Origin of the sequence: Streptomyces sp. cg40, from assembly GCF_050320165.1 — a bacterium.
GTDB lineage: Bacteria > Actinomycetota > Actinomycetes > Streptomycetales > Streptomycetaceae > Streptomyces > Streptomyces hokutonensis.
Genome location: NZ_CP190128.1, coordinates 2,119,329 through 2,142,677 on the forward strand (window position 1 = coordinate 2,119,329; position 23,349 = coordinate 2,142,677).

20 protein-coding genes are annotated in these 23,349 nt (G+C 71.3%); 9 read left to right on the forward strand and 11 right to left on the reverse strand.

Annotated features, from left to right (window positions below):
- Positions 1-72: 72 nt before the first annotated feature.
- The 7 genes from ACQHII_RS09380 to narI all read left to right on the forward strand — a co-directional run bounded on the left by ACQHII_RS09380 (position 73) and on the right by narI (position 9,394).
- Positions 73-894 carry a helix-turn-helix domain-containing protein gene (locus ACQHII_RS09380; RefSeq protein WP_427918842.1) on the forward strand — a complete coding sequence of 274 codons (822 nt, stop codon included), beginning with the start codon at positions 73-75 and terminating at the stop codon, positions 892-894.
- Between the two features lie 85 nt (positions 895-979).
- Positions 980-1,843 carry a helix-turn-helix domain-containing protein gene (locus ACQHII_RS09385; RefSeq protein ID WP_427918843.1) on the forward strand — a complete coding sequence of 288 codons (864 nt, stop codon included), beginning with the start codon at positions 980-982 and terminating at the stop codon, positions 1,841-1,843.
- 78 nt (positions 1,844-1,921) lie between these two features.
- Positions 1,922-2,737 carry an SAM-dependent methyltransferase gene (locus ACQHII_RS09390; protein WP_427918844.1) on the forward strand — a complete coding sequence of 272 codons (816 nt, stop codon included), beginning with the start codon at positions 1,922-1,924 and terminating at the stop codon, positions 2,735-2,737.
- A gap of 141 nt (positions 2,738-2,878) precedes the next feature.
- Positions 2,879-6,565 (forward strand): nitrate reductase subunit alpha, encoded by a 3,687-nt coding sequence (locus ACQHII_RS09395; RefSeq protein ID WP_427918845.1) that lies wholly within the window; start codon positions 2,879-2,881, stop codon positions 6,563-6,565.
- Positions 6,565-8,181: a nitrate reductase subunit beta gene (gene narH, locus ACQHII_RS09400; protein ID WP_427918846.1), complete on the forward strand. Its 1,617-nt coding sequence runs from the start codon at positions 6,565-6,567 to the stop codon at positions 8,179-8,181. Before ACQHII_RS09395 ends, narH begins: the two co-directional genes overlap by 1 nt.
- Positions 8,181-8,675, forward strand: coding sequence for a nitrate reductase molybdenum cofactor assembly chaperone (narJ, locus tag ACQHII_RS09405; protein WP_427918847.1), 495 nt, complete (start codon positions 8,181-8,183; stop codon positions 8,673-8,675). The genes narH and narJ overlap by 1 nt, the downstream gene beginning before the upstream one ends.
- Complete coding sequence (gene narI, locus ACQHII_RS09410) at positions 8,672-9,394, forward strand: respiratory nitrate reductase subunit gamma (RefSeq protein ID WP_427918848.1); 723 nt, start codon at positions 8,672-8,674, stop codon at positions 9,392-9,394. Before narJ ends, narI begins: the two co-directional genes overlap by 4 nt.
- Here the strand turns inward: narI and dnaK are convergent.
- The 6 genes from dnaK to ACQHII_RS09440 form a co-directional block, all read right to left on the reverse strand.
- On the reverse strand, positions 9,391-11,265 hold the full coding sequence (gene dnaK, locus ACQHII_RS09415; protein WP_427918849.1) for a molecular chaperone DnaK: 1,875 nt from the start codon (positions 11,263-11,265) through the stop codon (positions 9,391-9,393). The genes narI and dnaK overlap by 4 nt on opposite strands.
- A gap of 115 nt (positions 11,266-11,380) precedes the next feature.
- Positions 11,381-11,806 (reverse strand): OsmC family peroxiredoxin, encoded by a 426-nt coding sequence (locus ACQHII_RS09420; RefSeq protein ID WP_200710184.1) that lies wholly within the window; start codon positions 11,804-11,806, stop codon positions 11,381-11,383.
- Between the two features lie 53 nt (positions 11,807-11,859).
- Complete coding sequence (locus tag ACQHII_RS09425) at positions 11,860-13,665, reverse strand: vWA domain-containing protein (protein ID WP_427918850.1); 1,806 nt, start codon at positions 13,663-13,665, stop codon at positions 11,860-11,862.
- Positions 13,666-13,786: 121 nt separating this feature from the next.
- On the reverse strand, positions 13,787-14,848 hold the full coding sequence (locus ACQHII_RS09430) for an ATP-binding protein (protein ID WP_427918851.1): 1,062 nt from the start codon (positions 14,846-14,848) through the stop codon (positions 13,787-13,789).
- 79 nt (positions 14,849-14,927) lie between these two features.
- Positions 14,928-17,003 carry a phage holin family protein gene (locus tag ACQHII_RS09435; RefSeq protein WP_427918852.1) on the reverse strand — a complete coding sequence of 692 codons (2,076 nt, stop codon included), beginning with the start codon at positions 17,001-17,003 and terminating at the stop codon, positions 14,928-14,930.
- 82 nt (positions 17,004-17,085) lie between these two features.
- Positions 17,086-17,517, reverse strand: a complete 432-nt coding sequence (locus ACQHII_RS09440; protein WP_427918853.1) for a hypothetical protein — start codon at positions 17,515-17,517, stop codon at positions 17,086-17,088.
- Positions 17,518-17,602: 85 nt separating this feature from the next.
- On the opposite strand from ACQHII_RS09440, the gene ACQHII_RS09445 reads away from it, so the two are divergent.
- Together ACQHII_RS09445 and ACQHII_RS09450 are read left to right on the forward strand one after the other, a co-directional pair.
- Positions 17,603-18,376, forward strand: a complete 774-nt coding sequence (locus ACQHII_RS09445; protein ID WP_427918854.1) for an MBL fold metallo-hydrolase — start codon at positions 17,603-17,605, stop codon at positions 18,374-18,376.
- Complete coding sequence (locus ACQHII_RS09450; RefSeq protein WP_427918855.1) at positions 18,373-19,008, forward strand: DedA family protein; 636 nt, start codon at positions 18,373-18,375, stop codon at positions 19,006-19,008. Before ACQHII_RS09445 ends, ACQHII_RS09450 begins: the two co-directional genes overlap by 4 nt.
- Here ACQHII_RS09450 and ACQHII_RS09455 read toward each other — a convergent pair.
- The 5 genes from ACQHII_RS09455 to ACQHII_RS09475 all read right to left on the reverse strand — a co-directional run bounded on the left by ACQHII_RS09455 (position 19,005) and on the right by ACQHII_RS09475 (position 23,327).
- Positions 19,005-20,063, reverse strand: coding sequence for an MBL fold metallo-hydrolase (locus tag ACQHII_RS09455; protein ID WP_427918856.1), 1,059 nt, complete (start codon positions 20,061-20,063; stop codon positions 19,005-19,007). The genes ACQHII_RS09450 and ACQHII_RS09455 overlap by 4 nt on opposite strands.
- The gene (locus ACQHII_RS09460; RefSeq protein WP_427925266.1) at positions 20,060-21,307 is read right to left on the reverse strand and encodes an aminotransferase class I/II-fold pyridoxal phosphate-dependent enzyme; all 1,248 of its coding nucleotides are present in this window, start codon (positions 21,305-21,307) and stop codon (positions 20,060-20,062) included. Before ACQHII_RS09460 ends, ACQHII_RS09455 begins: the two co-directional genes overlap by 4 nt.
- Before the next feature lie 68 nt (positions 21,308-21,375).
- Complete coding sequence (locus ACQHII_RS09465; RefSeq protein ID WP_427918857.1) at positions 21,376-21,963, reverse strand: hypothetical protein; 588 nt, start codon at positions 21,961-21,963, stop codon at positions 21,376-21,378.
- A gap of 182 nt (positions 21,964-22,145) precedes the next feature.
- On the reverse strand, positions 22,146-22,940 hold the full coding sequence (locus ACQHII_RS09470; protein WP_427918858.1) for an RNA polymerase sigma factor SigF: 795 nt from the start codon (positions 22,938-22,940) through the stop codon (positions 22,146-22,148).
- A 114-nt stretch (positions 22,941-23,054) separates the two neighbouring features.
- Entirely contained in the window at positions 23,055-23,327 is a 273-nt protein-coding gene (locus tag ACQHII_RS09475) for a DUF6158 family protein (protein ID WP_427918859.1), read from the reverse strand.
- Positions 23,328-23,349: the final 22 nt, after the last annotated feature.

The following is a 23,349-nucleotide window of genomic DNA, read 5'->3' on the forward strand; positions in this document are numbered from 1 at the left end:
CCGGTACGCGGCTCCCCCGGACGGGTTCCCTGGTCCGTTCACGGGCGGGCCGCTTCGACTACGGTCGTGCGTATGACCATCGTCGCGACCGGTACCGGCACCTCCGCGGGCAGGGGTGTCGGCCCGCTGCTGCGTGCCTGGCGGGAGCGGCGGCGGGTCAGCCAGCTGGAGCTGGCGCTGCGGGCCGACTCCTCGGCCCGGCACATCAGCTTCGTGGAGACGGGGCGGTCGCGGCCGAGCGAGGAGATGGTGCTGCGGCTGGCCGAGCATCTGGAGGTGCCGGTGCGGGAGCGCAACTCCCTGCTGCTGGCGGCCGGTTACGCCCCGCGCTATCCCGAAACCCCCTTGGACGACCCGGCGTTGGGGGCGTTGCGCGAGGGTCTGGAGCGGCTGATCCAGGGCTACGAGCCGTATCCGGCGCTGGTGGTCGACGGCGTCTACACCGTGGTCGCGGCGAACCGGGGCATCACCATGCTGCTGGACGGCGTGCCGGAGTCGCTGCTCCAACCGCCGCTGAACGCGATGCGGTTGACGCTGCACCCCGAGGGTCTGGCGCCGCGCATCCGCAATCTGGGTGAGTGGCGCGGGCATCTCCTCGCGCAGATGGAGCGCCAGATCGCGCTGCACCGGTCCGAGCCGCTGCGGGCGCTGTACGAGGAGGTCGCCGCGTATCCGGTGCCTCAGGCGGCCGGTGACGAGACCGAACCGGTCGCTTCCGTACCGTACTTCGCGCTGCCGATGCGGATCGAGCACGAGGGGCGGGTGCTGTCGTTCGTCTCCTCGATCTCCACGTTCAACACTCCGATGGACGTGACGGTGTCGGAGCTGGCGATCGAGACGTTCCTCCCGGCCGATCCGGCGACCGCCAAGTACCTGCGCGCGCGGGGAGGCTGACGGATGATCATCCCCGAACCGCTGAGACAATGGCCGGAACATGGCACACTGCCCCCAGACTTCGGCGCGTATGGGGAGGCGTGGCGTGAGTGAGCGGCGGCCCGCGCCCACCGTGGGCCAAGTAGTGCTGGGCAGAAGGCTCCAGGAGCTGCGCGAGGCGGCCGGCATCAAACGCGAGGAGGCCGCGCAGGTCCTGCGGGTGGCTCCGGCGACCGTACGGCGGATGGAGATGGCCGAGGTCGCGCTGAAAGTCCCTTATGTACAGGTGCTGTTGAGCACGTACGGGGTCTCCGACGAGGAAGCGGACTCGTTCGTCGCGCTCACCGAGGAGGCGAACCAGCCGGGTTGGTGGCAGCGCTTCCACGACGTGCTGCCGGAGTGGTTCAGCCTCTACGTCAGCCTGGAGGGCGCGGCCGGGCTGATCCGTTCGTACGAACCGCACTTCGTACCGGGCCTCTTGCAGACCGAGGACTACGCGCGTGCCGTGATGGAGGCCGGGACGGTCGGGCAGACCGGTCCGGAGGCCATCGAGCGGCATGTGTCCCTGCGGATGGCGCGCCAGGGCCTGTTGGAACGGGACAATCCCCCGCACCTGTGGGTGATCATGGACGAGACGGTGCTGCGGCGTCCGGTGAGCATGCGCGGCGAGGTGATGCGCGAACAGCTGGACAGACTCCTGGAGTTCGGTGAGCGCGACCGGGTCACGCTCCAGGTCGCGGAGTTCGGGAACGGCCCGCACCCGGGGACGTACGCCCCGTTCTCACTGTTCCGTTTCGCCGAACCGGAGCTGCCCGACATGGTGTTCACCGAGTACCTGACCGGCGCCCTGTATCTGGACTCCCGTACCGAGGTCTCCGCACATCTGGAGGTCCTCGACCACATGACGGCGCACGCCGCGTCCGCACAGCGCACCAAGAAGATCCTGCGGGACTACCGCGAGACCTTCTGAGCACGGCCCGCACACAGCAGGTTCCCGGCACAGCACGGCCCGGCACACCGACCCGAACTCCCGAGGAGACGACACCGCATGACCGGATCCGAAGCCGCGCCCACCCGTATCGACACCAGCCGGCCGCATCCGGCGCGGGTGTACGACTGGTGGCTCGGCGGCAAGGACAACTACCCGGTGGACGAGGAGCTGGCGCGCCGGATCCTCGCCTCGGACGGCACGGCGGTGCGCGGGGCGCGGGCCAACCGCCGGTTCATGCACCGGGCGACGCGGACCGCCGCCGAGGCCGGGATACGCCAGTTCCTGGACATCGGCACCGGCATCCCCACCGAGCCGAACCTCCACCAGGTGGCGCAGAGCATCTCCCCGGACGCGAAGGTCGTGTACGCGGACAACGACCCGATCGTGCTGCGGCACGCGGAGGCGCTGCTGATCGGCGCGCCCGAGGGCAGCACCGAGTACGTGCACGCCGACGTCCGTGACCCCGACACGATTCTGCGGCTGGCCGGCGAGACCCTCGACTTCACCCAGCCGGTGGCGCTGTCGCTGGTCGCGCTCACCCACTACCTGGGGGAGGACCCCGACGGCGACGACGTGTACGGCCTGATCGAGCGGTACGTCGACGTCCTCGCCCCGGGCAGCTACCTGACCCTTTCGCAGGTCACCCCGGATCTCAGCCCCGAGGCTATCGCCAAGGCGGCCGAGCACTTCCGGCGCAGCGGCACCCCGTTCTACCCGCGCTCGCTGGCGGAGTTCTCGCGCTTCTTCGACGGCCTGGAGCTGCTCGGCCCGGGCGTGATCGCCGTCTACGGCTGGCGTCCGGAGCCTGAGGACGTGGCCGCCCAGGCGGAGGGCATCGTCCCGGTCTACGGCGGGGTCGCCCGCAAGGCCTGACCCGTACGACCCGCACGACCCGTACCACCTGAGAGCCACGGCCCGTACGCCCGCGCACTCTGACCCGTACGGGTGCCGTGAACGGGTGCGCTCCCCTGCCCCGCCCTAGGTTCGACACCACGGGCGAGCAAGGGAGCGCAGGTGACGGACACGCGGACACCGCCCACCGAGCCGGGAGCGGCGCTGCTGCGGGCCGGACGGTTCTTCCGCCCGGGCACGGCGGCGCCGGACCTGCACAGCATCGGGCTCGCGGGCGGCCGGGAGGCGGACGCCTTCTACCGGGACCGCTGGAGCCACGACAAGGTCGTGAACTCCACCCACGGCGTGAACTGCACGGGCTCCTGCCGGTGGAAGGTGTACGTCAAGGACGGCATCATCACCTGGGAGACCCAGCAGACGGACTACCCGTCGGTGGGCCCCGACCGCCCCGAGTACGAGCCCCGCGGCTGCCCGCGCGGCGCCGCCTTCTCCTGGTACACGTACTCCCCCACCCGCGTGCGCTACCCGTACGTCCGGGGCGTACTGCTGGAGATGTACCGGGAGGCGAAAAACCGTATACAGGATCCTGTAGCCGCCTGGGCGGACATCCAGAGCGCCCCCGAGCGCCGCCGCCGCTACCAGCAGGCGCGCGGCAAGGGCGGACTGGTCCGGGCGAGCTGGGACGAGGCGGTCGAGATCGTCGCCGCCGCACACGTCCACACGATCAAGACCTACGGCCCCGACCGCATCGCCGGCTTCTCCCCCATCCCGGCGATGTCGATGGTGTCGCACGCGGCGGGCGCCCGCTTCCACTCCCTCATCGGCGCCCCGATGCTGTCCTTCTACGACTGGTACGCCGACCTTCCGGTGGCCTCGCCGCAGGTGTTCGGCGATCAGACGGACGTGCCGGAGTCGGGCGACTGGTGGGACGCCGCGTATCTGATGATGTGGGGCTCCAACGTCCCGGTGACCCGCACGCCCGACGCGCACTGGATGGCGGAGGCCCGCTACCGGGGCCAGAAGGTCGTGGTCGTCGCCCCCGACTACGCGGACAACGCCAAGTTCGCCGACGAGTGGCTGCACCCGCACCCCGGCACGGACGGTGCACTGGCCCTCGCGATGGGGCACGTGATCCTCAAGGAGTTCTTCGTCGACCGCGAGACCCCCTTCTTCGCGGACTACGTACGGCAGTTCACCGACCTCCCCTTCCTGGTCACCCTCACGGAACGCGACGGCGCCTACGTCCCGTCGAAGTTCCTGCGCGCCGCCGACCTCGGCCAGTCCGACGAGGGCGCCGACTGGAAGACGGTCGTCCTCGACACGGTCACGGGCCGCGCGGTCGCCCCGAACGGCTCCCTCGGCTTCCGCTGGACCGAGTCCGGCAAGGGCAAGTGGAACCTCGAACTCGGTGACGTCCAGCCCCTGTTGAGCCTCTACGGCAGTGAGGTGTCGGCGGGCGTCGAGGTGCTGCTCCCGAGGTTCGACACCGAGGGCGGCGAGCACGGCCAGGGACGCGGCGAGGTCCTGAGCCGAGGCGTCCCGGCGACCCGGCTCGGCGGTCCCGACGGCCCCCTCGTGACGACTGTCTACGATCTACTGCTGCCACAGTACGGCGTGTTCCGGCACGGCCTGCCGGGCACCTGGCCCGCCTCCTACGACGACGCGCGCACCCCGGGCACGCCCGCCTGGCAGGAGGCGCACACCTCCGTCCCGGCCGCCAAGTGCGTCAAGATCGCGAGGGAGTTCGCGCGCACGGCGGAACGGTCCAAAGGCCGCTGCATGATCCTGATGGGCGCCGGCACCAACCACTGGTTCCACTCGGAGACGATCTACCGCGCCTTCCTCGCCCTGCTCCAGCTCACCGGCTGCCAGGGCCGCAACGGCGGCGGTTGGGCACACTACGTCGGCCAGGAGAAGTGCCGCCCCTCCACCGGCTGGGCCACCTTGGCCGCCGCCTCCGACTGGTCCCGGCCGCCCCGGCAGATGATCGGCACCGCGTACTGGTTCCTCAACACCGACCAGTGGCGCTACGACCGGTTCGCCGCCGACGTCCTCGCCTCACCGCTCGGCGAGGGCCGGTTCACGGGGATGACGGGCGCGGACTGCCTCGCCCTGTCGGCGCGCACGGGCTGGATGCCGTCGTACCCGACCTTCGACCGCAACCCCCTCGACCTGGGCGAGGCGTTCGGCGACCCGGTGGCCACGGCGGTGGCCCAACTCCGTTCCGGGGACCTGAAGTTCGCGTGCGAGGACCCGGACGCTCCGGAGAACTGGCCCCGGGTGCTGACCCTCTGGCGGGCCAATCTGCTGGGCTCGTCGGCGAAGGGCGCCGAGTACTTCACCAAGCATCTCCTGGGCACGCACTCGTCGTTGCGGGCCGAGGAGGCGCCCGAGGACGTTCGGCCGCGGGACGTGACGTGGCGCGAGGAGGTGCCGGAGGGGAAGCTCGACCTGCTGCTGTCGCTGGACTTCCGGCAGACCTCGTCGACGCTGCTGTCGGACGTGGTGCTGCCCGCCGCGACCTGGTACGAGAAGCACGACCTGTCCAGCACGGACATGCATCCCTACGTGCACTCCTTCACACCGGCAGTGGATCCGCCGTGGCAGGCGCGGACGGACTTCGACACGTTCAAGGCGCTGGCGGAGCGGCTGAGCGAGCTGGCCGTGGACCATCTGGGCGTCCGCAAGGACCTGGTGGCCACCCCGCTCCAACACGACACTCCGGGTGAGGTCGCCCAGCCCGGCGGGGTCGTCCTGGACTGGCGGCGCGGGGAGTGCGAACCGGTGCCCGGGAAGACCATGCCGACGCTGACGGTGGTGGAGCGGGACTACACGGCGATCGGCGAGAAGTTCGCCGCGCTGGGTCCGCTGGTGGAGCAACTCGGCATGCCCGCGAAGGGGATCGCCCTCAAGCCGGACCAAGAGGTCGAGCAGCTACGGGAGTTGAACGGCGTCGGATACCAGGGGCGCCCCTCCCTCGACACGGCGGTGAAGGCCGCCAACACCATCCTCGCGCTCTCCGGCACCACCAACGGCCGTCTCGCCGTGCAGGGCTTCCGCACCCTGGAGGCGCGCACCGGACGGGAGTTGGCGCACCTGGCCGCCGAGCACGAGGGCAAGCGCGTCACCTACGCCGACACCCAGGCGGCCCCCGTCCCGGTGATCACCTCGCCCGAGTGGTCGGGCAGCGAGTCCGGCGGCCGGCGCTACACGGCGTTCACGCAGAACACCGAGCAGCTCAAGCCGTGGCACACGCTCACCGGGCGCCAGCACTTCTTCCTGGACCACGACTGGATCCACGAACTCGGCGAGGCGCTGCCGGTGTACCGGCCACCGCTCGACATGCACCGCCTCTTCGGCGAACCGGCCCTCGGACCGGACGGACAACGGGAGGTGACGGTCCGTTACCTCACCCCGCACAACAAGTGGTCCATCCACTCCGAGTACCAGGACAACCTGTTCATGCTGGCCCTGTCCCGGGGCGGCCAGAACATCTGGATGTCCCCGCAGGACGCGGACGCGATCGGCGTCGTCGACAACGACTGGATCGAGGCCGTCAACCGCAACGGCGTGGTGGTGGCCCGCGCGGTCGTCTCGCACCGGATGCCGGCCGGCACGGTCTACATGCACCACGCGCAGGAACGCACGGTCAACGTCCCGGTGACGGAGACCACCGGCATGCGCGGCGGCATCCACAACTCACTCACCCGGCTCATCCTCAAACCGTCCCATCTCATCGGCGGCTACGCCCAGTTGAGCTGGGCCTTCAATTATCTGGGCCCGACGGGCAACCAGCGTGACGAGGTGACGGTGATCCGCCGTCGCAGCAGCCAGGAGGTCGAGTACTGATGCGTCCGATGGCCCAGATCGCCATGGTGATGAACCTCGACAAGTGCATCGGCTGCCATACGTGTTCGGTGACCTGCAAGCAGACGTGGACCAACCGGCGGGGCATGGAGTACGTCTGGTTCAACAACGTGGAGACCCGCCCCGGACAGGGGTATCCGCGCCGCTACGAGGACCAGGAACGCTGGCGCGGCGGCTGGGAGTTGAACCGGCGCGGCGCGCTCAGACTGAAGGCGGGCGGGCGGTTCAGGAAGCTCGCCGGGATCTTCTCCAACCCCGAACTCCCGGAGATCAAGGACTACTACGAGCCCTGGACCTACGACTACAAGAACCTCACCGACGCCCCGCTCGGCGACGACTACCCGGTGGCCCGGCCCATCTCACAGCTCGACGGCAAGCCGATGAAGATCGAGTGGTCGGCGAACTGGGACGACAACCTCGCGGGCGCCCCGGCCTACGGCGACTTCGACCCGATGGTGGAACGTACCCGCCAACAGGCCTCGGACAAGGTGAAGTTCGAGTTCGAGCAGGCCTTCATGTTCTACCTCCCGCGCATCTGCGAGCACTGCCTCAACCCGGCGTGTGTGGCGTCCTGTCCGTCCGGCGCGATGTACAAGCGGGCCGAGGACGGCATCGTCCTGGTCGACCAGGACCGCTGCCGGGGCTGGCGGATGTGCGTGACCGGATGCCCGTACAAGAAGGTGTACTTCAACCACCGCACCGGCAAGGCCGAGAAGTGCACGCTCTGCTATCCGCGCCTCGAAGTGGGCCTGCCCACCGTGTGCTCGGAGACGTGCGTGGGGCGGCTGCGCTATCTCGGGGTGATGCTCTACGACGCCGACAAGGTGACGGCGGCGGCCGAGGTGCGGGACGAAAAGGCCCTGTACGAGGCCCAGTTGGGGGTGTTCCTCGACCCCGAGGATCCGGCGGTGCGGCGGGCGTGCGAGGACGCGGGAATCCCGTACGACTGGATGGAGGCGGCCCGCCGCTCCCCCGTGCGCAGGCTGATCAGCGAGTACCGGGTGGCGCTGCCGCTGCATCCGGAGTACCGGACGATGCCGATGGTCTGGTACATCCCGCCGCTGTCACCGGTGGTCGACGCGCTGACGGAGACCGGGCACGACGGGGAGGACGCGGGCAATCTGTTCGGCGCGATCGACACACTCCGTATCCCCCTCGAATATCTGGCGGAGCTGTTCACCGCCGGTGAAGTCGGCCCTGTCCGGGCGGCGTTGGAGAAGCTGGCGGCGATGCGGTCCCACATGCGGGCCATCAACCTCGGCGAGGAACCCGACCCGGAGACCGGGGCGGCCGTAGGAATGGAACCGGACGGGATCGAGGCGATGTACCGGCTGCTGGCGATCGCCAAGTACGAGGACCGGTACGTCATTCCGACGGCGGCGGTCGGGGACGCGCGGCGGCTGGAGGAGTCCGCGCTGCCCGACGGATGCGGCGTCGGCCACCAGGACGGTCCCGGGACGGTCGGCGACGGGCCGTTCGGCCGGGACTCGGGGCGCAAACTGCTGCCGATCGTGTCCGTGGAGAACTTCCACGCGCTGCGCGAGCGACAGACCGCGGACCACCCTGACCGGCCCGACCACGAAGCGAAGGATGCCTGATGCCCTCGGACGCCGTGCTGTACCAAGGGGCCGCGCTCTGCCTGACCTACCCCGACGACGACTTCCGCGCCCGGCTCCCCCTGCTGCGCGAAGCCGCCCCTCAGCTGCGGGAGTTCGTCGACCACGCGGCCCTGACCCCGCCCCAGGAGCTCGCCGCGCACTATGTGCAGGTCTTCGACTTCAAGAACCGGCACAGCCTGTACCTGAGTTGGTGGCACGACGGCGACACCCGGCGGCGCGGGATGTCCCTGGTCCGCTTCAAAGAGCTGTACAGGGCGCACGAATTGGAGTTCACCGGCGAGGAACTGCCTGACTTCCTGCCCGCCGTCCTGGAGTTCACGGCCCGCACCGGCAACCTCGACCTCCTCCGCGAGTACCGCGGCGCCCTGGACCAACTCCGCGCCCGGCTCGCCGACTTCGGCACGCCGTACGCGTCCGTCCTGGACGCCGTCTGCGCCACCCTGCCGCCCGCACCCACGGAGGCACGCCGATGAGCACGTTCCTGTGGGGCGCCCTGCCCTACCTCTCCTTCGTCCTCCTCGTCGCCGGCCTGTTCTGGCGCCACCGCTACGACAGGTTCGGCTGGACGACACGTTCCTCCCAGGTCTACGAGTCGAGACTCCTCAACATCGCCTCCCCTGCCTTCCATTACGGCATCCTCTTCGTCCTGGCGGGCCACTTGGTGGGCCTGTTCGTCCCCGAGTCGTGGACGCGCTCGGCCGGCATCAGCGAGCACGTCTACCACCTGTTCTCCCTCTACGGCGGCACCGCGGCCGGTGTCCTCGCGGTCGGCGGGATCCTGCTGCTGCTCTACCGGCGCCGTACGAACGCACCCGTATTCCGGGCGACCACGGTCAACGACAAGCTGATGTACGTCGTGCTGCTCGCGGCGATCGCGATGGGCATGGTGGCGAAACTGACCCACGCCTCCGGCGACGGCTACAACTACCGCCGGTCCATTGCCCCTTGGGCCCGCAGTCTGTTCACGCTCCGGCCGCGGACCGAGCTGATGGCGGGCGTGCCGGTGCTGTACCAGGTGCACGCGGTGATCGGCATGGTGCTGATCGCGCTGGTGCCGTACACCCGGCTGGTGCACATGTTCAGCGTGCCGGTGCAGTACCTGTTCCGCCCGTACGTGGTCTATCGCAGCCGCGACCCCAGGGAGTTGGGGCCGCGGCCGGAACGGCGGGGGTGGGAGCGGACCGGCAGTTAGGCCGCGCCGCCCTTCGGCTCGCGTTCGTCGTCGACGATCTCCGCGTCGACGACGCCTTCCTCCTCCTGGGGCGAGGCGTGTTCCGTGGGGGTCTCCGTCTGCTCCGTCGGGGACTGCTGGCCGGCCTGGGCGTACATCGCCTGGCCCATGCGCTGGCTGACGGTGGCGAGGTTCTCGACGGCGGCGCGCAGCTCGGCGGTGTCGGACTCGCCTTCGAGGAGGGTCTTGACCTGCGTGGCCGCCGCCGCGACCTCGGTCCGGGTGTCGGCCGGGATGCGTTCCTCGTTCTCGCGGACGAACTTCTCAGTCTGGTAGACGAGTTGTTCGGCCTGGTTGCGGGTCTCGGCGGCCTCGCGGCGCCTGCGGTCCTCGTCGGCGTACTGTTCGGCTTCGCGCATCATGCGGTCGATGTCGTCCTTGGGGAGCGCGGAGCCGCCGGTGACGGTCATCTTCTGTTCGCGGCCGGTGGCGAGGTCCTTGGCGGAGACGTGCATGATTCCGTTGGCGTCGATGTCGAAGGCGACCTCGATCTGCGGGACGCCGCGCGGGGCGGGCGGCAGGCCGGTGAGGTCGAAGACGCCCAACTTCTTGTTGTACGCGGCGATTTCGCGCTCACCTTGGTAGACCTGGATGCCGACCGAGGGCTGGTTGTCGGTGGCGGTGGTGAAGATCTCCGAACGCCGGGTCGGGATGGTCGTGTTGCGTTCGATGAGCTTGGTCATGATGCCGCCCTTGGTCTCGATGCCCAGGGACAGCGGGGTGACGTCGAGGAGGAGGACGTCCTTGACGTCGCCGCGGATGACGCCGGCCTGGAGGGCGGCGCCGACGGCCACGACCTCGTCGGGGTTGACGCCCTTGTGCGGGTCCTTGCCGGTGAGTTCCTTGACGAGGTCGGTGACGGCGGGCATGCGGGTCGAGCCGCCGACGAGGATGACGTGGTCGACGGCGGAGAGCTTGACGCCGGCGTCCTTGACCGCCTGGTGGAAGGGGGTCTTGCAACGGTCCAAAAGATCGGCGGTGAGTTCCTGGAACTGGGCGCGGGTGAGCTTCTCGTCGAGGTGCAGCGGGCCGTCGGCGGAGGCGGTGATGTAGGGCAGGTTGATCGTCGTCTCGGCGGCCGAGGAGAGTTCGATCTTGGCCTTCTCGGCGCCCTCGCGCAGCCGCTGGAGCGCCATCTTGTCCTTGCCGAGGTCGATGCCGTACTGGCCCTGGAACTTCTTGGCCAGGTACTCCATGACCCGCTGGTCCCAGTCGTCGCCGCCGAGGTGGGTGTCGCCGTTGGTGGCCTTGACCTCGATGACGCCGTCGCCGATCTCCAGGAGGGAGACGTCGAAGGTGCCGCCGCCGAGGTCGAAGACGAGGACGGTCTGTTCCTCGCCGCGGTCGAGGCCGTAGGCGAGGGCGGCGGCGGTCGGTTCGTTGATGATCCGCAGGACCTTGAGGCCCGCGATCTCGCCGGCCTCCTTGGTGGCCTGGCGCTGGGAGTCGTCGAAGTAGGCGGGGACGGTGATCACCGCGTCGGTGACGTCCTCACCGAGGTAGGCCTCCGTGTCCCGCTTCAGTTTCTGCAGCACGCGCGCGGACAACTCCTGGGCGCGGTACCGCGTTCCGTCGATGGCGCCCGTGTCGGGGAACCGCCAGTCGGTGTTGCCCATGTGCCGTTTCACCGAGCGCGCGGTGCGCTCGATGTTGGTCACGGCCTGCCGTTTGGCGACCTCGCCGACCAGTACCTCGCCGTTCTTGGCGAAGGCCACGACCGAGGGTGTGGTCCTCGCCCCCTCGGCGTTGGCGACGACCGTCGCCTCCCCGCCCTCCAGCACCGCGACCACCGAGTTCGTGGTCCCCAGATCGATCCCGACCGCTCGTCCCATAGCCGTCCCCTTCCGCCAGGCGCTGCCCGATCTCCAGCACAAAACTTGAGTGGCGGAAAGTCAATGCCGCACCCGTTTTCCGAGTGCGGCATCGAGGTACGAGCGCGGGCCGGGGTCAGGCGGATTCGACCGTCAGTGTGATCGTCGTACCCGCGAGCGCCTGGCTGACCGGGCAGTTCTTCTTGGCGTCCTCGGCGGCGGCCGCGAAGCCGGCCGCGTCCAGGCCGGGGACCTCGCCGCGGACGGTGAGGTGGATGCCGGTGATGCCCTCGCCGGGCTGGAAGGTCACGTCGGCCTTGGTCTCCAGGCGAGTGGGCGGGGTGCCCGCGCCGGTGAGGCCGTGCGACAGCGCCATGGAGAAGCAGCTGGAGTGGGCGGCCGCGATCAGTTCCTCGGGGCTGGTCTTGCCGTTGGCCTCCTCGGCGCGCGACGCCCACGTCACCGGCTGCACCCCGATGCCTGACGAGTCGAACGTGACCTCGCCGCTGCCCTTGATGAGTTCGCCTTCCCAGACGGTGTGTGCGGTGCGCGTGGTAGCCACGGTGATTCCTTTCGACGCGGATGTCGTTCGGAGCCATCCGATCACATTCCGGTTCAACGCACCCGGAAGACCGGCCCACGCGGGGTGAACGGCAGGCGAGCGCCTTGTGGAATCAGATAGGCGTGCTCGCGCCGCACCCGCAGTACGTCGCACCAGCCGTCGGTGATGACGAGGACGGGCGCGCCCGGCGGGAAGTCGTTGGACCGGTGCAAAAGGTCGATCCCGGGCTGGAGCACGGTGCCGCCGCGCCCGTGCACCCGTACCCGGCCGGCGATGTCGGTGACCGGGACGTAGCCCGCGTCGTGCGGGGCCGCGTCGCAGAACACGACCCGGGCGGCCGGTACGTCACGGGCCTCCGCGTACGAGGCGATCGCGCCCAGTGCTTTGCCGAGGAGGGTGCGGTCCATGGAGCCGGAGGTGTCGAGGACGACGCCGAAGGTGCAGCGGGCGACCTCCTCGGGCGGGAACCAGTGCCCGGCGCGCGGGATGTCGGGGGTGGAGGACTGGCGGCGCGAGGGACGGGCGTACGACCGTACGGGCTCCGGTCTGGGTACGAACTCGTCGAACCAGCGGGCGAGTTGGGCGTCCCAGGACAGGGGCGGATGGCTGAGGGCGCGGATCTCCTCGACCAACCCGCCCGGCAGGAAGCCGCGTTCGTGCTGCTGGTGCAGGTCCAGGCCGCGGGCGAGGCCGCGCCGGTAGAACTCGTCGAGGTCGACGTAGTCGCGCGGGCTGCCGAGCGGGCCGCCGAGGATGTCGCCGACGCCCTTGCCGCGCAGGGTGGCCAGGCGGCGGGTGCGGCGCAGGTCGGCGGTGATCCGGTCGTAGACCTCCTCGGCGGAAAGGTCCTTCAACTCCGGGTCGTACAGCAGGCCTTCGGGCATGGTGCCGATGTCCATCTCGCGCAGCCAGCCGTTGATGACGTAGTCGGCGGCGACGTTGAAGAGGAACGGGTCGCGGGTGCCGCAGCGGTCGCCGTGGCGCAGGGCGGCGTGCAGCATCTCGTGGGCGAGGACGAACCGCCATTCCTCGTCGTCGAACTGACGCAGCGGGTTGATGTAGACCTCGGCGGCCTCGGTGTCGACGGCGGCGACGGAGATGCCGTGGGCACGGGCGAGTTCGGCGTCGGCGACGACGGTGATGCCGGCAGCGATGCCGCCCAGCAGCGGGTAGTTGGAGACGAACCAGCTCAACGCCCGTTCCCAGGGCTGGAGTCGGGTGGGGCCGCCGTACATCGAGTCGCGGCGGCCGCCGGCGAGGTCCATGGCGACGGACATGGTGCGGGTGAGGGCGCTCGCGAAGGCGATCTGCCAGTCGACGGGGGTCCCGGGCCAGCCCGTCCACGGTACGAGCCGCTGGTCGGGGGCGCTGCCCGCCGTACCGCAGTGTTCGTAGACGGCCGGGATGCCGCCCTGGCGCCAGCGGGCCGCGAGTTGTTCCTCGTCGCCCGAGGGGTAGGTGGCGGGGAGGTCTTCGGGGGTGCGGCCGATGGGGAAGGTGAGCAGGAAGCGGTTGACGACGACGCAGCGGGCGGCGAGGTCGAAGCGGTCGGGCTGTTCGCGCTCGCCCTTGGCGCCGGGTACGTGTCCGAAGCCGAGGTGGATGAGCGCGTGCGCGATCGCCCAGGCCCATTCGGCGGGTTCGGCGAGCCGGGTGGGGTGCGCGTGGAGATACCCGTTGGAGTTGACGAGGACGAGCCCGTCGAGCGGCGCGGCCCGGCAGTCCTCCTCCCGGCACAGCTCGAAGTCGATCGCGGCGAGCGCGGGGTTGGCCCACACGAGCCTCAACCCGGCCGTGAACGCCTCGGTCGCCGGGTCGGGCTTCTTCTTCTCGGGGTCCTTCTTGCGGGTACGGCTCACGGGCGGACCTCCGGGACGGATCCGGGCGGGAGCGGCGCCCGCGCGGAGCCGAGCGGCAGTGTCGCCCGCGCCCGAGCTGCGCCGAACTCCCCTGCCATGACGGCCCGTTCACTTCCCCCGCTCACCGGCGCGCCTCTACCAGCCGGGGCATGTCGCGGGCGGCCTCCACCAGGAACCAGGCGGGGAGGACCGGGTTGCCGTCGTCGTCCGAGGCGATGACGCTCTGGGCCACCTCGACGGAGATCTCAGCGAGTTGGACGAGGAGGGACTTGGCGCGGTAGGCGGTCTGGCGGCCGTTGGCCGACAAGTGGTCCTTACTGGCGGGAAGTTCCTTGATGAGCCGGCCCCGGAAGGACTCGGCGAGGTAGTACAGCAGGTCGCGGTCCTCGGTGCGGTTGGGCCAGCGGGCGTCGCCCTTGAGGACCGCCTCGATGCCGAAGCGGCTGCGCACGATCTTGACGTAGCCGCAGAACGCGACCGCGTGGGCGGGAGTCAGCGTGCCGTGCGCGATCACCTTGAGGGTGTTCTCGTCGAGGTCGGGCCCGAAGGAGCCCAGCGCGTCGGAGAGCATGTGCCAGGAGCGGGGCGTGGAGAAGGGCTCCTCGGTCTTCGGCGGCTTGGACCACAGGTGGTCGGGGCGGTCGGTGAGGTGGTCCAGGATCCACGGGTGGATGCCGTTGGCGGCGGCCCACTTGAGCCAGTCCTTCGGGGACGCCTCCAGGTGGACATGGGTGAGCCGGTTGATCAGCGCGGAGGCGATCGGGCGGGCCAGCGCGTTGTCGGTCGCGCGGTTGCCGGCGCCGATCACGATGGAGCCCTTGGGGAGTTCGTAGTTCCCGATGCGGCGGTCCAGGATCAGCGAGTAGAACGCCTTCTGCACATCCGGTGTGGCCGCGTTGAGTTCGTCCAGGAACAGGCAGTACGGCTCGTCGCGCGCGATGGCCTCCGGCGGACAGAACACCGACCGCCCGTCGCGGATCTGCGGTACGCCGATCAAGTCCTCGGGCGCGAGCTGCGTACCGAGCAGACTGACGCACTCCAGCCCCAGTGACTGGGAGAACTCCCTTACCAGGGACGACTTTCCGATGCCGGGCGCGCCCCAGAGGAAGACGGGGCGGACGGTCGCGAGACCCAGCAGCAGTTCGGGGATCCGGGCAGGAGTGACGGTGACGGCAGCCTGCAAAGCAGCAGCTCCTGAAGGAGGTTCGAGGTGGGGAGACTCGAACAGTGTGGGCGCACGAACCGCCCACCGCAGCCCATTTTCAGGCGGCCCGCTCCTCCGGCTCCGCCGGCAGCGGCACCTGCGGGCCGTTCAACTCCCGCAGCCAGCGCCGCAGTACGCGGTGGATGTGCTCGGCGCCGACGAGGTCCTCGCCGTCCTCGACCGGTACGGAGAGGGCACGCGGCGACAGCAGGAACGGCCTGCCCTGGCAGCCGCCGAGGCCGCCGTGCGAGCCGATCTGCTCCTCGAAGGCGAGGACTTCGCCCTCGGCCGGGTCGTACCAGGAGTTGACCATGATGTCGGCGGTGTGCGGGAAGGAGTGCGTGCGCCGCACGGCGTCCGCGACACCGGGGCCGAAGTCCGCCAACGGGCCCTGTTTGTCGTCGAGTTCGGCCACCGGCAGCTCCGCGCCGTGCGCGCCGAGGACGAGCCCGCCGTGCTCCTCGCTGCGGACGAGGACGAAGCCGACGCCCGGGTGGTTGGCGAGCGTGGTGAGGAGGGCCGGGTGGCGGGCGTCGATCTCCTCCTTGGTCATGCGGTGCGGCACGTCCGGGAAGGAGATCAGGCCGAGGTTGCCGGAGGCCAGCACGATCGGCTCCGAGTGCCGGCCGGAGTGGGCCTGCCGCTCGTCGCCGTTCTTGGCGGGCCTGCGCAGCGCCGCGCGGACGGCGGCACGGGCCTCGGCGCCGCTGTGGGTGCGGCGGGCCCGGCGCGGCACGGGCAGCCCGCAGCCCGCCCGTACGAGGTCGCCGAGCGTGAGGCCGTAGCGGCCCTGGAAGGTCTCGCCCGGGCTCTGCCCGTGGTCGGAGAGGACGACGATGCGGTACGGCCGCGGGGCGTGCTCGGCGACGTTCTCGATCAGCGCGATGGAACGGTCCAAGCGCCCGAGGACCTTGGCGGCGTCGCGGCTGCGCGGGCCCGAGTGGTGGGCGACCTCGTCGTAGGCCACGAGGTCGGCGTAGACGGCGGTACGGCCGGCCAGCATGTCGCCCATGACCGCGGCGACGACGACGTCCCGTTCCACGACGGTCGCGAAGGCGCGGACCAGAGGGTAGAGGCCACCGCGCTTGACCCGCGGGCGCTGTCTGGTGAGGCGGGAGCGGGTCGACTGGCCGATCTCGCGGCCGACCTCGGCGACGAAGGACATCGCGGTGCGGACGGCGTTGGCGGGGTCGGAGAAGTAGGCGAAGTAGCCCGCGCGGGAACGGTTCTCCCGGCCCCGGCGGCGGATCGCGATGGACAGCACGAGGGCCTGTTCGTCGGCGCCGCCGCTGAACAGGTTGCCGCGGCTGGCGCCGTCCACGGTGAGGAGGCCGCCGTCACCGGTGTGCTCGATGGCACGGCGCTGGAGCTCGGCGGCGCTGGTCGGGCGGTTGCAGACCATCACCTCACCGGTGTCCTTCTCGTACCAGCGGAACGCGGGGATGTCGTGGTTGGAGCCGTGCAGGATGCCGAGCTGGCTGGCGCCGGTCTGGCTGGACCAGTCGGTGCGCCACGGGGTGAGGCGGTGGGTGGGGCGGTCGCCGCCGAGGAGTCGCGCGACCGTGGGCATCAGCCCCTTCTCCATCGCGTCCAGCAGGACGTCGTGGCCGACGCCGTCGAGCTGGAGGAAGACGGTGCCGGGCGAGGACGGGCCCGGCGGGAGGGCCCTGCGGCGGCGGTCGGCGAGGCGGTAGAGGCGGCGGCGGTACGCGTCGTCGTCGCGGACGGCCAGGGCACCGCCGGTCGCCGAAGCCACGGCGGACATCACGGCGGCGACGACCACGGCGGTCTCGGGGGCGACCTGGCCGCGCAGCCCGCCGTCCGGATTGATGCGCAGGGCGATCAGCAGCAGCGACCCGTTGAGGACGAAGACCAGGAGGCCGAGGACGAGGGCGGGCACCAGCAGCAACAGCCGTACCAGCAGCGGCCAGACCAGGGCCGACAGCACACCGAAGGCGCCGGCGCCGAGCGCGGCCGTGACCGCGATCCGGGTGGCGCTGTCGCCGTCCGCGGACTGGAGCTGGAAGTCCGGCAGGATCCCGGCGAGCACCAGCATGGTCACCGTGGAGACGGCCCACACCGCGATGCTCCGCCCGACCTGACTGGCGAGCCGCCGCCAACGCCCTCCGCCCACGCCCCGTACACCTCACGTCCCGGGCCCGTCGACCTGGCGGGCCTGTCCCCAGCCTGTCATACGGGACGTGGGAACCCCGGAGCTAGCGGCCGTCGTAGCCGGCCGTGGGCATCGACAGCCGCCGGTGAACGCGGGCCTTGGCCTGGGCGTCGTAGAACGGTTCCGCGCGGCCCACCGTCTCGATGCGCACCCCGCGGCGCGCGCACTCGTCGGTGAACTCCTCGACGGAGGACAGCGCGCTCTCCAGGACCCGGCGGCTGGGGGCGACGAACAGGTCGAGGCCGGGGCGGACGCCGTCCCACAGGGCGCTGTGGTCGGGGCGCAGTCCCCGTACGAGGAGTTCGCGGGCGATCACATAGCCGTGGTCGGCTGCCCAGCGGGCGCACATGGCGTGCTGACTGCGCGAGTCGACCAGGAAGGGGTCCTCGTCCAGCTCCTCCAGCGGTGTCAGGCTGGCGATCGCCGTGACCCTGACCCGCGAGGGCATACCGGAGGCACCGCGTACCTGTCCCATGGCGTCCCCCTCACCTCCGGGTTTCGCCGCCGACCCTACTCCTGCCCGTAGGCTTCGGGGGAGTCGCGCGAAGGAGGCAAAGAAGGTGCCGGTGGAGATCACCTGGTGGGGTCACGCCACCTGCACGATCGAGGACTCGGGCGTGCGTGTCCTCACCGACCCCCTGTTCGCCCGCCGGCTCGCGCACCTACGACGCCGCCGGGGCGCGGTGCCGCCGCCCGAGGCCCACCGTGCGGACCTGGCGCTCGTCTCCCATCTGCACGCCGACCACCTGCACCTTCCCTCGCTCGGCGCCCTCGCCCCGGGCACGCGCCTGCTCGTGCCCCGGGGCGCACTCCGCGCGGTGCCGGGGTTGCGCCGGCTCCGGCAGCTGCGGATCGACGAGGTGTCGCCCGGCGACCGGGCGATGGTCGGTGACCTGGTGGTACGGGCCGTGCCCGCACGCCATGACGGGCGGCGGCTGCCGGTCGGACCGCACCGCTCCCCCGCGCTGGGTTACGTCGTCGAGGGCGAGGCGCGCACCTACTTCGCCGGGGACACGGGGCTGTTCGACGACATGGCCAAGGAGGTCGGGCCGGTCGACGTGGCGCTGCTGCCGGTCGGCGGCTGGGGTCCGTACCTCGGCGAGGAGCATCTGGACGCGGGGCGCGCGGCGCAGGCGCTGGCCAGGCTCGCGCCGCGCAGCGCTGTGCCGGTGCACTACGGCACGTACTGGCCGATCGGGATGGACGCGGTGCGCCCGCACGAATTCCACACGCCTGGCGACGAGTTCGCGCGCATCGCGGCCCAACTCGCGCCCTCGGTGGCCGTGCACCGGCTCGGGCACGGCGAGAGCGTACGGCCGGAGGTCGCGCGGTGAGCTGGATCGCCCAGGCGGTGTCCGCGACGGCGACCACGTCACCCGAGTCCACTCAACAGGCCATCGGTTACCCGACGTTGTTCCTGCTGGTGCTGTTCGGGGCGCTGGTGCCGGTGATTCCCACGGGGGCTCTGGTGAGTTCGGCGGCCGTGGTCGCGTTCCACCAGACGGCGCCGTTCGCGCTGGCGCTGGTGTTCGTGACGGCGTCGCTGGCCGCGTTCCTCGGGGACATCGCGCTGTACTGGCTGGGGCGGCGCGGGATGGGGTCGAAGAACGGCTCGCGCTGGCTGGCGGCGATCCGCGCGCGGGCACCGGAGGACCGTCTTGAGCAGGCCCAGAAGAAGCTGGCCGACCACGGGGTGACGGTGCTGGTGCTGTCCCGGATGGTGCCGGCGGGCCGCATCCCGGTGATGCTGGCCTGTCTGCTGGCGGAGTGGCCGATCCGCCGGTTCGCCCGGGGGAACGCGCCGGCCTGTCTGGCCTGGGCCGTGACGTACCAGCTGATCGGCATCCTCGGCGGTTCGCTGTTCCCCGAGCCGTGGGAGGGCGTGGTGGCCGCGGTCGCGCTGACCGTCGTGATCAGCGCGGCCCCGACCGTATGGCGCAGGGTGCGGAAGACAACTCCCGCCTAGGCAAGCACTCTTGAGGCTCCCACCGGTAGATCCCACAGGTCTTCCCGGGCCAACTCGGCTTTCTCCCAGGCCGCCCTGACCCGCGTCAGCGGCTCCAGCACCGGCTCCGCCGACAGGACGAACGTGCCCCAGTGCATCGGAGCCATCCGCCGCGCGCCCAGGTCCTGGGCCGCCCGCACCGCCTCCTCCGGGTCGCAGTGGACGTCGCTCAGCCACCAGCGCGGGTCGTAGGCCCCGATGGGCAGCAGGGCCAGGTCGATTCCCGGATAGCGGGCGCCGATACGCGAGAACCAGTGGCCGTAGCCCGTGTCGCCCGCGAAGTAGACGCGCTGTCCGTCCGGTGCCGTCATCACCCAGCCGCCCCACAGGGAGTGGCAGGTGTCGGTGAGGCTGCGCTTGGACCAGTGGTGGGCGGGTACGAAGTCGAGCCGGACGCCGTCGAGTCGGGCCGCCTCCCACCAGTCGAGTTCGGTGACACGGGTGAATCTGCGGCGGCGGAACCAGCCGCCGAGGCCGGCCGGGGCGAACACCGGGGTGTGGCGCGGGAGTCGGCGCAGGGTGGGGGCGTCGAGGTGGTCGTAGTGGTTGTGGCTGATGACGACGGCGTCGATCGGCGGGAGTGATTCCCAGGCGACGCCCACGGGGGTGATCCGGGCCGGGGTGCCGAGGATGCGGCGGGACCAGACCGGGTCGGTGAGGATCGTCAGCCCGCCGATCTGCACCACCCAACTGGCATGCCCCGCCCAGGTGACGGCGACGGTCAGGGAGTCGGCCCGGGGCAACGGCTCGGGGGCGAAGGGGAGTCGGGGGATGTCGGCGAGCCCCTCGGGGCGGGGTCGTACGGAGCCCTCGCGGGCGAAGCGGGCGATCGCCTTGAGGCCGGGGAGCGGGGCGGTGAGCCGGTCGTGGAAGGTCCGGGGCCATACGCGCCGCTCGCCGAGGGGGCGGGGCTCGGCGAGCGGCGGGGACGAGGGGATGAAGGGGGACAGGGGCGCCGTGCGGCCGGCGTCCGGGGTCGTCGTACTCGTCGTGGTCGACTCGGACTGCTGCGTCATCGAGGAGGCTCCCATCGCTGAGCGTCGTCGCGGAGATCGTCGAAGATCGACCTCAAGGACATCAACGCGCGTTGCACGTGTGGCAGTTCCAACGGCACGGGTGACATGAGGCATTCCGCGCGTTCCTCGTCGGTTCGGCCCAGCAGGGGTCCGGTGGACAGCCGTACCCGCAGCGCGCCCAGGTCGTCGCCGAAGCGGTGGCCGCCCGGCGCGGGCATGCCGAGCCGGGCGGTGAGGAACTCCTCCAGGTCCTGCGCGTCGCCCACCCCCTGTGGGGTGAGCGCGTGGCGCAACGGCCCGAGATCGACGTACAGATGACGTCCCGCCTGCGGCGGCCGGGCGAACGCGCCCGCCCCGGTGACGGCCGCGTGCGCGGCGGCGGCCACGCGCGCGTGCAGGGCTACGGCGGTGTCGCGGCGGGCGACGACGGGCGCGGGTTCGCCGAGGGCGTGGCCGGCCGCGGCGGCGACCGGTGCCGCGACGCGGGCGCCGAGCGCGGTGAGGACGTCGAGCACGCGCGCGTGGAGCGCGATTCCGGCGCGGCCTGCGGGGAAGCGGGCGACGGCGGCGGGCCAGCCGGACGGGAGGAGCGCACCCGCCAGGTCGGTGACGACGGTGACCCTCTCGGGCAGCATCTCGGCGGGGCTGAGCAGCATGGTGCGCCGGGGCGCGTGCAGGGTGTCTCGCCAGGTCTCGTCGCTGACCAGATGCAGGCCCTCGCCCGCGGCGGCCTCGACGGTCTCGTGCATGACCTCGGGCGGCACCACGGTCGCGGTGGGATCGTCGGCGACCGACAGCACCAGCAGCCGCGGGTCACCACCCTCGTCGCGGACCCTGCGCACGGTCTCCAGCAAGGCGTACGGGTCGGGCACCCCGCCGCACTCGGCCGGAGTGCCCACATGGAACACGGGTCTGCCCAGCAGCCGCGCGTACGGCGCCCACCAGGCGGCGCACGGTCTGGGGACCAGGACGTCACCGCCGAGCGCGGCGGTCAGCGCGACCAGCAGCGCGGGGGCACCCGGGGCGGCGGCCACGCGGGCGGGCTCGGCGGGCAGCCCCCGGCGTTCGAAGTAGCCGCTCGCGGCCTCCAGCAGCACAGGGGCGCCGCCGACCGGCTGCTCCTCGGTGCGGCTCGCGGCGGCGGCGAGGACGGCGGCCAGCTCCGGCAGGACGGGCAGTCCGTCGTCGGGGAACACCGGCCCGTAGCGGACGGGTCCCTGGCCTACCGCGTCCGCCTGCCGCATGGTGCCTCCGCGCAGTCCCTGGTGCAGTGCAGTGCACTGCACTGCAGTGCCGTGTCCTGGTCGTGTCCTCAGTGTCCCGGAGTCCGCCTGCGCAGCCGGTACACGGCACCGCCGAGCGCGCCCGCGATCAGCACACCGCCGGCGACCAGCGCCGGTACGGAGTCGGTGAAGGTGCCGCCCTCCCCGGCCCGCACCCCGCGCTCGATCACGGCGGCACCGGCACAGGACTCGGCCCGGGGTTCCTGACACGGCCGCTGCCCGCCTCCGCTCGCGCGTTCCACGCTGAAGGTCGCACTCCACGGCCTGCCCTGACCGCCGGGCGGCGCCGGACAGGTCCCGTCGACGGTCCACGCGGCGTCGCGCTCGACCCCGTCCGCGGAGATCCTCGCGGTCCCCCGGTAAGCGGATCCGGCGGCGCGGTCGTCGTTGCCGGGCACGCGTTGCAGTTGGACCGTTCCATCGTCGAAGGCCTGGGAGGTGGCGTCCAGGGTCTCGGGCGCGGTCCCCCCGGCCACCTCGCAGGAGACGGACACGGTCACGCTCCCGCCCGCCTGTGCGGTACTCGGGCTGACCTCGGCGGCGGAATCGACGGCCACAGCCGGACCGGCGACGCCGACCAGGGCGACGACGGACAGCACAAGGGCGGTGCGACGCATGAGCAGGTCTCCTTAGACCGAGGACGGCGGCAACACCATCGAAGCCCGGTCAGGAGAGGGGCGCGCGCGGCGAGACCCGAGCGAGTGAAACCCAGGCCGGCCGGAGCGCCCCACAGGGGCGCGGGGCTGTGTCCATGTGCGGCTCCGCCGCGTGGGCGCGCCCAGCCCCCACAGACGCCCACTCAGGCAACTTCCTGCAGAACCTCTTCCCGAATCCGCCGACAACACCGACTGATCAGCCGGGACACATGCATCTGCGAAATCCCGAACCGCTCGGCGATCCGACTCTGCGTCATGTCCCCGAAGAACCTGAGATACAGAATCTCCCGCTCCCGCGCGGGAAGCGCGGCCAACCGCGGCTTCACCGCCTCCCGGTCCACCACGACGTCCAACGCCGGATCAGCGGCCCCGAGTACGTCCCCCAACGCCCACCCGTCCTCGCCGCCGGGCAACTCCGCGTCCAGCGACAACGCGCTGAAACTCTCCAGCGCCTCCAGACCGGCCCGCACGTCCTCCTCGGAGAGGCACGTGTGCGCGGCGAGCTCCGCCACGGTCGGCCGCCGCCCGGGCACCGTCTGGGCCAGCTCCTGCCCGGCGACCCGCACCCGGTTCCGCAGCTCCTGCACCCGGCGCGGCACGTGCAGTGTCCACATGTGGTCGCGGAAGTGCCGTTTGATCTCGCCCGTGATGGTCGGTACGGCGTAGCTCTCGAAGGCGTTGCCGCGCCCGGGGTCGTAGCGGTCGACGGCCTTGACCAGGCCGAGGGCGGCGACCTGGCGTAAGTCCTCGGTGCTCTCGCCCCGGTTTCGGAACCGTCCGGCGAGCCGGTCGGCCATGGGCAGCCAGGCCTCCACTATGTGGTCGCGGACGGTGTCGTGCCGCGGTCCGGGCGGCAGCGCGACCAGCGTGCGGAACGCCTCCGCGGTGTCGGGGGTGTCAGGGTGGGAACGTCGCCTGCTGTCGGTGCGAGTGGGCATGGTGCGTCACAACTCCCTTGAGCATGCTCCGGGTTGGACGGTCACCGGTGGGAACGCGTCTGCGATCCAGCGCTGTTGGTTCGCCTGCCCCCGACCCCGGGGGACAAACACGCGTCAGCCCCGCTCGCGTGCCCCCTGCCGGGTGCGGCCGGGGGCCACGAGGCGCCGTGGATGGCGGCGCAGGTACTCGCCCTCCAGCCGGGCCATGCGGTCGTTGTGGGCGCGCAGCGCGTCGTTCGAGCCGTACAACAGGGTGTCGTGGCGCGTGCGGTGGATGGTCTCCAGCTCCTTCATGAGCTGGGAGTCGTCCAGGCGCGCAGGGTCGACTCCGGTCATGGTGTGCCCCGCTCGTCGAGTCTCACGGTCCTGAGACCACTCTACGAACATTCGGGCCCCACGGCCTCCGCAC